Annotated in this window: 10 protein-coding genes; 6 read left to right on the forward strand and 4 right to left on the reverse strand. The window is 70.4% G+C overall.

Going from position 1 to position 11226, the window contains the following annotated elements:
- Nucleotides 1-16: 16 nt before the first annotated feature.
- A complete protein-coding gene (locus IJ15_RS0102025) occupies nt 17-469 on the reverse strand; it encodes a BlaI/MecI/CopY family transcriptional regulator (RefSeq protein ID WP_031936679.1) in 453 nt (150 codons plus the stop codon).
- A gap of 133 nt (nt 470-602) precedes the next feature.
- Between IJ15_RS0102025 and IJ15_RS0102030 the strand changes: the two genes are divergently transcribed.
- The 4 genes from IJ15_RS0102030 (at nt 603) to IJ15_RS0102045 (ending at nt 5763) form a co-directional block, all read left to right on the forward strand.
- Complete coding sequence (locus IJ15_RS0102030) at nt 603-1910, forward strand: alpha/beta hydrolase (RefSeq protein WP_031936680.1); 1308 nt, start codon at nt 603-605, stop codon at nt 1908-1910.
- Nucleotides 1907-4459, forward strand: a complete 2553-nt coding sequence (locus IJ15_RS0102035; protein ID WP_031936681.1) for a bifunctional lysylphosphatidylglycerol flippase/synthetase MprF — start codon at nt 1907-1909, stop codon at nt 4457-4459. The genes IJ15_RS0102030 and IJ15_RS0102035 overlap by 4 nt, the downstream gene beginning before the upstream one ends.
- A 159-nt stretch (nt 4460-4618) precedes the next feature.
- On the forward strand, nt 4619-5143 hold the full coding sequence (locus IJ15_RS0102040; RefSeq protein ID WP_031936682.1) for a hypothetical protein: 525 nt from the start codon (nt 4619-4621) through the stop codon (nt 5141-5143).
- Nucleotides 5140-5763, forward strand: a complete 624-nt coding sequence (locus tag IJ15_RS0102045) for an RES family NAD+ phosphorylase (protein WP_031936683.1) — start codon at nt 5140-5142, stop codon at nt 5761-5763. The genes IJ15_RS0102040 and IJ15_RS0102045 overlap by 4 nt, the downstream gene beginning before the upstream one ends.
- A gap of 6 nt (nt 5764-5769) precedes the next feature.
- On the opposite strand, the gene IJ15_RS0102050 is transcribed toward IJ15_RS0102045, so the two are convergent.
- Complete coding sequence (locus tag IJ15_RS0102050) at nt 5770-6258, reverse strand: hypothetical protein (RefSeq protein WP_031936684.1); 489 nt, start codon at nt 6256-6258, stop codon at nt 5770-5772.
- 185 nt (nt 6259-6443) lie between these two features.
- On the opposite strand from IJ15_RS0102050, the gene IJ15_RS0102055 reads away from it, so the two are divergent.
- A complete protein-coding gene (locus tag IJ15_RS0102055; RefSeq protein WP_031936685.1) occupies nt 6444-7673 on the forward strand; it encodes a TerD family protein in 1230 nt (409 codons plus the stop codon).
- Nucleotides 7674-7695: 22 nt separating this feature from the next.
- Nucleotides 7696-9276, forward strand: a complete 1581-nt coding sequence (locus IJ15_RS0102060) for a TerD family protein (RefSeq protein ID WP_197059718.1) — start codon at nt 7696-7698, stop codon at nt 9274-9276.
- Nucleotides 9277-9310: 34 nt separating this feature from the next.
- On the opposite strand, the gene IJ15_RS0102065 is transcribed toward IJ15_RS0102060, so the two are convergent.
- Together IJ15_RS0102065 and IJ15_RS0102070 are read right to left on the reverse strand one after the other, a co-directional pair.
- On the reverse strand, nt 9311-10159 hold the full coding sequence (locus IJ15_RS0102065; RefSeq protein ID WP_031936687.1) for an ABC transporter ATP-binding protein: 849 nt from the start codon (nt 10157-10159) through the stop codon (nt 9311-9313).
- Nucleotides 10156-11226 (reverse strand): FecCD family ABC transporter permease (locus IJ15_RS0102070; RefSeq protein WP_031936688.1); only part of this gene is annotated, 1071 nt, incomplete at its 5' end. The genes IJ15_RS0102070 and IJ15_RS0102065, both read right to left, overlap by 4 nt.

The following is an 11226-nucleotide window of genomic DNA, read 5'->3' on the forward strand; positions in this document are numbered from 1 at the left end:
ATGGCAGGTGAGAGCCTCAACTCGCCCGGCCGGTACCCGGGCGGAGCCCGGGGGGACGGACCGGATCGCCGGTCCGTGGAGGCTGGGCCGACTTCGCGGCCTCGGCCGTCTCGAGTGCGGCGAGTGCCTCCCGCAGCGCGGCGGCCTCGTCAGCGCCCACCTGTCCCACGAAATGCACCAGTGCGGCGGCCCGCTCACCGGACGCGTCGGCCTGCTGCAGGGCGTCGACCATGAGGCTGGCGACCAGCTCGTCGCGACCGTGCACCGGAAGGTACCGATGCGCACGGTCGTCGCGCTGCTGGATGACGAGGTGCTTCTTCGCCAGGCGCTGCAGCACGGTCATCACCGTGGTGTACGCCAATTCGCGTCGAGTGGCCAGGGCCTCGTGCACCTGCCGCACCGTCTGAGGTTCCGACATGGACCACAGATGATCCATCACCGCGCGTTCGAGCTCGCCGAGTCCAGCCATGCTCCGATTCTACGGACCGCCCGGCCCGGATGCTTACTACTGCCGGTAGTAAGTTCGGCGCGTCGGTGTGATATAGGCCGCGCCGGCGCGCGGCGCGGTATACCGGTGGGGAAACGTCAGGGGCGGAGGTCCGATGTTCGGCTGGCTCGATCGTGTGTCCCTGGTGTCCGGGCCGCTGCCGGTGATCGTCGTGGCGCTCGGCGTCCTCGGTGCGGGCTGGCTCTGTGCGGAGCGACGCCGGTGGTTCCTGCGGTTGGCGCTGCCGCTGTCGCTCGTAGCGGCGGCCACGGTGACCGCGGCCCTGTATGTGATCGTCGAACACGTCTGGAGGCCGTTCCCCGACCCGGTCGAGACGCCGGTCTACGTGTGGATCGGGATCGGGTTGTGGGCGGTGATCGTGCTGGTCCCACGGATCGTCGCCGGACGCCGGTGGATGATTCCCGTCTCGATCCTGGCGGCCGGCGCGGTGGTGCTCGTCGCGGGACTGCAGATCAATCAGGTGTTTTACGCCTATCCGACGGTGGGGACGGCCCTGGGACTGCCGGACCCGGACCGGATCGACTTCGCGCAGGTCCCGCCGCCGACGGGCCCCGTCGTCACCGGGCGTCCGCTCGAGGACGCGTGGGCGCCACAGGTCCCGGCCGGCCTGCCCGACAGCGGACGGTACGCGTCGGTGCCGATCCCGGGGGACACGTCGGGGTTCGCCGCACGCGACGCGGTCGTCTACCTCCCGCCGTCGTACTTCGTCACGCCCCGGGCACTGCTGCCGGTGCTGGTGCTGCTTGCCGGACAACCCGGGTCGCCCGAGGATTGGCTGAACGGCGGCAAGCTCGCCGCCACGATGGACACGTTCGCGCGGGCCCATCACGGGCTGGCGCCGATCGTGGTCGTCCCGGACGGCACCGGATCGCAGCTCGCGAACCCGCTGTGCCTGGACTCGCAGCTCGGAAACGTCGCGACCTACCTGGCGGTCGACGTGCCCGCGTGGACGAAATCACACCTGCAGGTCGACCCGGATCCCCGGTCGTGGGCGGTGGCCGGGCTGTCGTACGGCGGAACGTGCGCGCTGCAACTGGCCACCAACCATCCGGACGTGTATCCCACGTTCCTGGACCTGTCCGGGCAGGAGGAACCGACGCTCGGAGACCGCAAGCGCACCGTCGACGAGGCGTTCGGCGGCGACGAGGCGGCCTTCGTCGCGGTCAATCCGATGGATCTGCTGAAGACGCGCCGCTACCCGGACACGGCGGGAATCATCGTCATGGGCGACCGCGACGACGCCTACCGCGGCGGCGCGAAGAAGGTGTTCGAGGCGGCGAAGAACGCGGGGATGGACGTGCAGTATGTGGAACTGCCGGGCGCCCACAGCTTCTCGGTCTGGTCCGCGGGCCTGCGTGAGGAACTCGACTGGCTGGCGAAGAGGATGGGGCTGATCTCGTGAGCACGCTGCGGCGGTACGGACGGCCGGTCGTGGATCTGCTCCGGCACGGTGTCGCCGGCGCCCCGGTCAGCATCACGCTGCTCGTGGTGATCTGGGTGCTGGGCCTGGCGACCGACACGCTTGTGCACGGCCCCACCCAGTTCGTCGACCGGCACCTGGCGGTCGGCATCGGCCCGGTCGAGCACTGGCGGCTGTGGACCCCGTTGACCGCCGGCCTGTGGGCGTCGGGGCTCGCCGGGTATCTCGGTGCGACGGTGCTCGTGTTCCTGGTCGCGGCCCCGGTCGAACGACGGATGGGGTCGGCGCGGTTCGCCGTGTCCGCCGCGGTGACCCAGGTGGCCGGGGCGGTCCTCGGGCTCGCCGTGGCGGCCGCCGTCGAACTGCTCGACGCCAGCTGGGGATTCCGCCTGCACATCGGGACGGCGGTCGGCCCGACCACCTGGATCGTCGGTGTGGTGGCGGTTGCCAGTGCGTCCATGGACACGTTGTGGCGGCGACGGATCCGCGTCGGCCTGTTGGCGTTGACGATCACGCTGGTGCTGTTCGCCGGGCAGTTGCAGGACGTGATCCGGTTGGGCGCGGTGGTGGTGGGCCTGTGCCTGGGGCCGTGGATCGTGGGCCGGTCCGCGCGGGGACCCCGCATCTCCGGGACCCGGCGTGAGGGGCGGGTGCTGGTGGCGATCGTGGTCGCGGCCACCTCCGTCGGCACCATGCTCGCGGCGCTGTCACCGCACGCCGTCGGGCCGCTCGCGGTGCTGCGCGACCTGTTCCGGGGCGTGCCGTGGACGGCCGCCGAGGTGCGCGAGATCTGCGAGGGCTCGCAGACCGACCCCGACTGCCGGCGCGGTGAACTGGACCTGCGACTGTCCGGCATCGGCCCGACACTGCTCAGCCTGATGCCGTCGGTGTTCCTGCTGGTGCTGTGCGACGGACTGCGCCGCGGTCGCCGGTTCGCGTGGATCGCGGCCACCGTCGCGCAGGTGGTGCTGTTGGCGCTGTCGCTGCTGAACTTCGCCGTCCGGTACATCGACGTGGCCGACGAGGAGACGCTCTTCTACGGCCTCGACTCGCCCGACGTGTACCGCACACTCATGCCGTTCCTGACGCCGCTGGCATTGGTGGTGCTGCTGCTCGCGACCCGGAAGCTGTTCGACGTCTCGGCACCGCCGGGGACGTATCGCCGACTGTCCGCGAAGCTCGCGGTGCTGGTGGTCGGGCTCGGGGTCCTCTACGTCCTGGGCGGGATGTGGGCGCGCGGCGGCTTCGACCGCCGACCCACCGTCGCGACGCTGGTCGCCGACTTCCCCGAACGTCTGGTCCCGCCGGTGTACCTGCAGATGCTCGATCCGCGGCTGCTGCCGGTCGACTGGGCGTCGACCCTGCTCTACGAGTGGACCGGGGTCGTGTTCTGGGTGGCGGCATGTGTGCTGGTGGCGGGCACGTTCCTGCGGCCCGCGTACGGGGCCGACAGCGGCGCGGCGGAGCGGGCCCGGCAGATCCTCACATCCGGTTCGGGCAGCGCGCTGTCGTGGATGACGACCTGGCGCGGAAACTCGTACTGGTTCGGCGCCGGTGGCGACAGCTACGTCGCGTACCGCGTCATCGGCGGGGTCGCGCTCACCACCGGCGGGCCGGTCGGCCCACTCGACCGGGTGCGCGACGACGTCGTCGGGTTCGCCGAGTTCGCCGCGTCCAACGGGTGGACCCCGTGCTTCTACTCGGTGACCGGGGACGTCCGGGCCGCGGCCGAGGACCTGGGCTGGGTCGGTGTGCAGGTGGCCGAGGAGACCGTGCTGGACCTGGGCTCGATCGCGTTCACCGGCAAGAAGTTCCAGGATGTGCGCACGGCACTCAACCGCGCCGCGAAGTCGGGGATCACCGCCGAGTGGATCAGCTTCCCGACCGCACCGCTGTCGATCACCGACCAGATCACCGCGATCTCCGAGGAGTGGGTCGCGGACAAGGGGATGCCCGAGATGGGGTTCACGCTCGGCGGACTGCAGGAGATGGACGACCCCGCGGTGCGCTGCCTCATCGCGGTCGACGAGCAGCGCACCGTGCACGGGGTGACGTCGTGGCTGCCGGTGTACCGCGACAGCCAGGTGGTGGGCTGGACGTTGGACTTCATGCGCCGCCGCGCCGACGGCGCCCACCAGGGTTTCCGGCCGGCGATGGAGTTCCTCATCGCGTCGGCGGCGATCACCCTCGAACAGGAGGGGGCGGAGTTCGTCAGCCTGTCCGGGGCCCCGCTGGCCACCGTCGGGCAGGACACCGGCGAGGCCGCACCCGCGGACGATGTCCGGCCGGGGCTGTCCGAGGCACTGGACTCGCTGCTCGAGGTGCTGGGGCAGACCCTCGAGCCGGTGTACGGATTCCGTTCCCTGCTCGCGTTCAAGGCGAAGTTCCAGCCACGCTACGAGCCGATGCACATGTGCTTCCCGGACCCGGTGGCTCTTCCGAGCATCGGCAACGCCGTCGGCCGCGCGTACCTGCCCGAAGTCTCCCTCGGGCAGGGGGTGCGCCTGGTCCGGACGTTGATCCGGCGGTGAATCCGTCGCCGGATCTGCGGCAGCAGTTCCTGCCTTCGGCGGTTCGTCTCCGAATGGTCAGCTCCCGCGGCCCGACAGTACCGCCCCGAGTGGTTGACGTGGTTGACCACTCGGTGGCAATGTGTGGTTGACAAGGTTGACGGGCGAAGGGACTGGGTCGTGACGTCGTTGGTCGAGCAGGAACGCGAACTCATCGAGTTGCTCACGCGGCGCGTGCACAGCACCTTCGCGGCCGCGGCGGAGGCCGGTGTCCCGGCCGAGACGTTCGCCGATGTCGAGGCGATCGCCGACGCGATGTCGGCGGCGCTGCCCACCAGCCATGTGTACGACCAGATCGTCGGACCGTTCTACGACACCGCGGGCCTCACCCGGTGGTGGCGGGTCAGCCGTCAGGCCGTCAGCAAGAAGGTCGCCACCAATGCGCTGATCGCCTGCCGACTCGACGACGGCCAGTGGGTGTACCCGGTGTGGCAGTTCACCCCCAGCGGTGCCGTGCACCCGGCGCTTGTCGAGGTGTGGCGCATCCTGCGTGCGGCGGCCGACCCGTGGACCTGTGCACTGTGGTTGTGCACGCCGCAGGACGCACTCGACGGCCGGTCCGCCGCCGACTGGCTGACCACCGACGGCCCGGCCGAACCGGTCCGCATCCAGGCCCGCGCCGACTCGCAGCGGTGGGCTGCATGACCCGTGAGGTCGTCGCGCTCGGCGTCCCCGGATCCCGCGCCCTCACAGGTTTTCCCATCTGGTCCCTGACCACCCGCCGGCGGCTGCTGCGCGGGCATCGCACCGCCAACGGCGCGTGGTGGTTCGCGTCGTCCGGTCGCGGCCGATTCGACCTCGACGACCCCGACGGCACCTGCTACGTCGCGTTCGACGAACGCACCGCGATCCGTGAGACGGTCGGGGAAGTCCTCGCGGCGGTCGGCATCGTCACCCACGAGTTCGCGGCGGAGCGGTCGCTGTCGACGCTACGGGTCCCCGCCCGACGGCAGTTGGCGGACACCTGCGCCGAGACCGCCGCCGATTTCGGTCTCACCCGCGAGTTGTGCACCGTGACGCCCTACGACGTTCCCCGGCAGTGGGCGACCGCGCTCGCCGCACAGTCCGACGGCATCCGGTACCAGAGCCGCTTCACCACTGGGCCGTCCGCGAACGCCGCCGCACTGTTCGGTCCGGCCGGCGCGCGCACCGACTGGCCCGCCGACGACGACCCCGAACCGTTCGCGACGGCGGCCCGCCGGTGCGGGTTCACCGTCGGATCGGTGCCCCGCACCGTCCGGATCGTCGAACCGCCCGGCAGTTGAGCCGCGTCAGCGCGTCGCTCCCGAGTCCGGCGCGCCTCGTCCGGCTGAGCGTCTCCGCCACAGCAGGGACAGGGCGTAGGCGTTGCTCATCGTCAGCACCATGAACGGTGCAGCAAAGACCGCTGCCTCACCGACCGTGAGCTGGGGCGCCCAACGAGTTTCGCTCAGACCGGGCGGGATCGGAGCGGTGTCCTGGAATCCCACGACGACGATGTAGATGTAGAGCAGGCTCATCCAGACCAGCCCGACCGTCGCGAAGATCCGCGCGGCTCGTGGGTACCGTTCGAGGCGCTCGGCACCGTACAGGGTCAGAGCGATCGCGGGCACGAACAACAGTGCGCTGATCGCCAACACGAACAGCCAGTTGGCGACGACGTCGGCGATCGCGAACCCGGTGCCGTTCAGGACCGGCATGCCGACCAGCGTGACGCCGAGAAGTCCGACAGGTGCCGCCGCGGAACCGATCGTCCATGTCCACGGACCGTCGTTGTGCATACGCCCACTGTCACATACCCACTCGGACGCCGAGAGCGCGAAAGCCGCCGGTCCGTGGACGGGACGCGGGGAAGGTAATTTCAGTGCCGGGTGACGTCCGCGAACGGCCCCACGAGCCCCGGGGTTGTCACCTTGGTCGCGTACGCTCCCGTATCGACCACCGACAGCGAAGGATCCGAAACGCCGTGACTGCACCACTGACCAAGGGGCAGAACGCCCCGATCGCTGCCGACGACGTCATCGTCTCACTCGAACTGACCGCTGCCGCGGACCTGTCGGCGCTTCTCGTCACCGAGAACGGACGTGTCCGGTCCGACGCCGACTTCGTCTTCTTCAACCAGCCGACCGGGCCCGGCGTGCAGCTGCGCCCGGGGCAGGGCAGTCAGGCTGCCACACTGCACGTTTCACTGTCGTCGGTGCCCGCGGACATCGACCAGATCCGGACGGTCATCACCCTCGACGACGCCACGTCCACGTTCGGCCGCTCGGGTGCACCGACGGCGCGTCTGGCCGACAGTCACGGAAACACGCTGTACGAGTACCGGATCGACGGTCTCGACACCGAGTCCATCGTCATCGCCCTCGAACTGTATCGGCGCCAGGGTGCGTGGAAGGTCCGCGCCGTCGGCCAGGGTTATGCCGGTGGTTTCGCCGCGCTGGTCACCGACCACGGCGTCTCGGTCGACGACGCTCCCGCCGCTCCCGCCGCGCCGCAGCCGTCTCCCGCGGCCCCCGCACCGTCGGTCGCTCCGCCCGCTCCCGCACCTGTTCCTGCAGCGCCGCCGGCTACGCCGGTCGTTCCCGCCGCGAGTGCCGAGGTCAGCCTCGTCAAGGGCCGCCCGGTCAGCCTGACGAAGGGGCAGCGGGTCAGCCTCCGCAAGGACGGCGGGGTGGCGCTCACCATGGTCACCATGGGACTGGGCTGGGACCCGATCGAGAAGCGGGGCATGTTCGGCAGCCGCACTGTCGATGTCGATCTCGATGCCTCCGCCGTCCTGATCGCCGACAACCAGATCGTCGATGTCGCCTACTACGGGCAGCTCCGTTCCAAGGACGGTTCGGTTCTGCACGAGGGGGACAACCTCACCGGCGCCGGGCAGGGCGACGACGAGGTCATCCAGGTCGATCTGACGCGGGTGCCGCCGTACGTCACCACGGTCCTGTTCCTGGTCACCTCCTACAAGGGGCACACCTTCGAACAGATCAAGAACGCGTTCTGCCGGCTTGTCGACGCCACCACGAACAGCGAACTCGCGCGCTTCACCCTGCAGGGCGGCATGCCGTTCACCGGCATGGTCATGGCCAAGGTGTTCCGGGGTCCCGACGGCTGGAAGCTCGAAGCGATCGGCGAGGGCATCCAGGCCAAGCATCCCGGCGAGGCGGCACCGCAGCTGCACCGCTTCGTCGGCGCGTAGCGGGGGACCGGCAGTGCACATGGTGCCTGGACAGAACGCCGTGCTGTCGACCACGACGGTGCGTTTCACTGCGGACAGCCCGATTGCGTTCGACGTGTCGGCGCTGGTCGCCGATTCCTCGCATCGGGCACTGTCGTCGGACGATTTCGTGTTCTACAACCAGCCGCAGACGCGGGGCGTCCGGCTGGGACCGGACGGCATCGAGATCGATCTCGATGCCGTCCACCCCGACGCGGACGCCGTGCTCTGCATCGCCAGTGTCGACCCGGCCGCCGCGCCCGGTGCCGCCTTCACCGACCTCACCGCGACGCTGCACGACCGGAACGGGGCACCGGTCGGTGTCGTCGAGATCGGCTGCAGTTCCGCGGAATCGGCGGTGATCTGCTGGGAGCTGTACCGGCGGGCCGGACAGTGGAAGATGCGGGCGGTCGGACAGGGATACAGCGACGGCCTGGCGGGGCTGATCACCCGGCACGGTGTCTCCGTGAACGACACTGCTGACGCTGCCGAGACTGCCGGCGCCCCCACGCCCACGCCCGCACCGACCGCCCCGCCGGTGCCGGAGCCGGAGCCGGCGGCCGGGTACGCGCCGATCGAGCCGCTCGATCCGGACCAGATCGTCGAACGGTTCGGGATGATCCACGAGGACGCCGCCCGCTCCGCCGGCGCGTGCATCGCGGCCCGGCAGTTCGCGGAGTCCCGACTCGACAGTGAGCTGACCGCGGCCGTGTCCGATCCCGCCACCCGCAACGGCCCCGCCGCGGCGCAGGCCCGGGCGCTGGCGCAGCAGCGACACGACACGGTCGTCGAGGAGGCGTACGTCCGGTACTGCCAGGACAGCGCGCATCTGCAGCGGGAACTCGATGCCATCACGCCGATGCTGCCGCGACCGTTCGCGGCCTGGGACGCCCCGGCCTGGGTGAGCGGCGGTGTCGGCGGCAGCGGGGACGGAATCCGGATCGGTGAGTTGTCGGCACCGCAGTGCGGTCCGCTCAGTGTCCCGGTGTGTCTGCCGTTTCCGCTGCGGCGGCCGCTGCGCATCATCGGCCCGGACACACCCGCAACGTCCGCTGTCGCCGCCGCTGTCACGCTGCGGGTGCTGTCCACGGACGCCGATATCCGCCTCGACGTCGTCGATCTCAGCGGTGGGCTCCGCTCGCTCACGTCCGCACTGGCCCATCGCCCCGGCGGATCCACGATCAGCGGCGTCGCCGACGTGTCCACCTATCTCGAGGCGGCCGCCGCGTCGGTCGAACTGGGCATTCTCGAGCGAGCCGACGGTGTCCGGGACGCCGAACCGTCCCGGCGGCTCATCGTCTTGAACCACTTCCCGTTCGGCTACGAGCAGCGGCACTGGCCGGCGATCGAGTTCCTCGCCGAACACGGTCCGTCGATCGGGGTATCGATGGTGATCGTCGGCGAGGACTTCTCCGCCATCGGGACGGACGACGACCCGGTCCGCTCCAGCTACGCGCTGCCCGCGGCGGACCGGTCCGAGTGGTGCGACCCGTGGACCTTCAACGACTGGACGTTCACACCGGACCGGATTCCGGCGGACTCCGACCGGTTGGCCCAAGTGCTGGCGCACTTCGCGGACCGCTGACGACGCGGTGACCACCGCATCCCGGATGCGGTGGTCACTTCTGTGTCGTCGGCCCACCCACAGCGCCGTAGACGTGCCGGGTGCCGATGGGGACGATCAGCGGTCGATCGGAGACGGGGTCGTCGATGACCGCCGCCTCGAGACCGAACACCTCCGCGAGCAGTTCGGCGGAGATGACGTCCTCCGGCTTACCTGAGGCGACGATCCGGCCCTCGGACATGACGATCAGGTGATCGCTGTAGCGGACCGCCAGGTTGAGGTCGTGCAGCACCATGATCACGGTGCGGCCCATCTCCTCGTGCATACGGTCCACGAGGTCGAGGACCTCCACCGAATGCGACAGGTCCAGGTAGGTGGTCGGCTCGTCGAGCAGAAGGATGTCGGTGCCCTGCGCGAGCGCCATCGAGATCCACGCCCGCTGGCGCTGCCCGCCCGAGAGTTGGTCGACCGGGCGGTCGGCGAGGTCGGCGACCCCGGTCAGCGCCAACGCGTGCGCCACCTCGGTCTCGTCGTCGGACGACCATTGGCGGATCCACGACTGGTGCGGATGCCGCCCGCGGGCGACGAGGTCGGCCACCGTCAGACCCTCGGGGGCGACAGGCGCCTGCGGCAGCATCCCGAGGGTCCGTGCCACGTCCTTGGTGCGCATCGAGGTGATCGCCTTGCCGTCGAGCAGGACGGTGCCGGCACGGGGCTTGAGCAGGCGGCCCAGCGCCCGCAGCATCGTCGACTTGCCGCACCCGTTGGGGCCGATCACGGTGGTGATGACGCCGGTGGGGATCTCGACGTCGAGGCCCTCGACGATCACGCGGTCTCCGTAGCCGAGGGTGAGGTTCTCGGCGACCAGTCGCGGCGCGGGGGTGGGGTGTGCCGTGGTGGTCATGCCGAGACCTTCCGGTTGTTGCGGACGAGGAGGTACAGGAGGAACGGGCCGCCGAGTGCCGAGGTGACGATGCCGACGGGCAGTTCCACGGGCAGGACGGTGCGGGCGATGATGTCGCTGCCGACCACCAGGACGGCACCGGTGAGTGCGGACGCGATGATCGGGGGGCCGGCGGAACGGACCAGGCGCATCGCGACCTGCGGTGCCGCGAGTGCGACGAATCCGACGGGGCCGGCGGCGGCCGTCGCGATCGCGGCGAGGATCACCGACGCGATCAGCAGCTTCGCCTGTTCGGGCTGCTGCCGGACGCCGAGGGAGCGGGCGTTGTCGTCGCCGAGGCGCAGCGCGCCGAGCGTGAACGAGGCGATGATCGCCCATCCGCCGATCACGACCAGCGCGATCGCGACCGGCCACACCTGACCCCACCCGGCGCCGTTGAGCGACCCGTTGAGCCACACCTTGGCACGGGAGACGTCGTTGATGTCGGCGGAGATGAGCAGCCACCCGGTGACCGCGATCAGCATCGCGTTGATGCCGATGCCGATGAGGATCAGCCGGTATCCCTCGACGCCCTTCCTCCAGGCCAGCAGGTAGATGACCGTGGCGGTCAGCAGGCCGCCGACGAGGGCGGCCAGCGGGATACCCAGCGTCGCGAGCAGGCCGACGAAGGAGCCACCGCCGCCGAGGACGATCAACGCGACGGCCGCCGCGCTCGCGCCCGAGGTGATCCCGAGGATGTCGGGGCTGGCGAGGGCGTTGCGGGCGATGGACTGGGTGATCGCCCCGGAGATGCCGAGCGCGATGCCGATGAGCACTGCGGCCAGCGCACGGGGCAACCGCAGATCCATCACGATGAACCGCTGCACCTGGGTGCCGCCGCCGAACAGGACCTCGGTGACTTCCGGGACGGACAGCGGGAAGTCACCGCGGCCGATGCCGACGCACGTCAGCAGGAAGAGCAGCGCCAGCAGACCCACGTTCACGAAGATCATGTGCGGCCGCAGCACCAGCGAGACCGGGCCCAGCCGGAACGCGGGCCGGGACGGGACCGTCGCGGGCGCGGCGTC

Source organism: Prescottella defluvii, from assembly GCF_000738775.1.
Classification (GTDB): Bacteria; Actinomycetota; Actinomycetes; order Mycobacteriales; family Mycobacteriaceae; genus Prescottella; species Prescottella defluvii.

Excerpts from the sequence above, each read along its gene's own strand:
- IJ15_RS0102025 (WP_031936679.1), bottom strand. The coding sequence starts at position 469 with ATGGCTGGACTCGGCGAGCTCGAACGCGCGGTGATGGATCATCTGTGG.
- IJ15_RS0102065 (WP_031936687.1), bottom strand. The coding sequence starts at position 10,159 with ATGACCACCACGGCACACCCCACCCCCGCGCCGCGACTGGTCGCCGAG.
- IJ15_RS0102045 (WP_031936683.1), top strand. The coding sequence starts at position 5,140 with ATGACCCGTGAGGTCGTCGCGCTCGGCGTCCCCGGATCCCGCGCCCTC.
- IJ15_RS0102050 (WP_031936684.1), bottom strand. The coding sequence starts at position 6,258 with ATGCACAACGACGGTCCGTGGACATGGACGATCGGTTCCGCGGCGGCA.
- IJ15_RS0102030 (WP_031936680.1), top strand. The coding sequence starts at position 603 with ATGTTCGGCTGGCTCGATCGTGTGTCCCTGGTGTCCGGGCCGCTGCCG.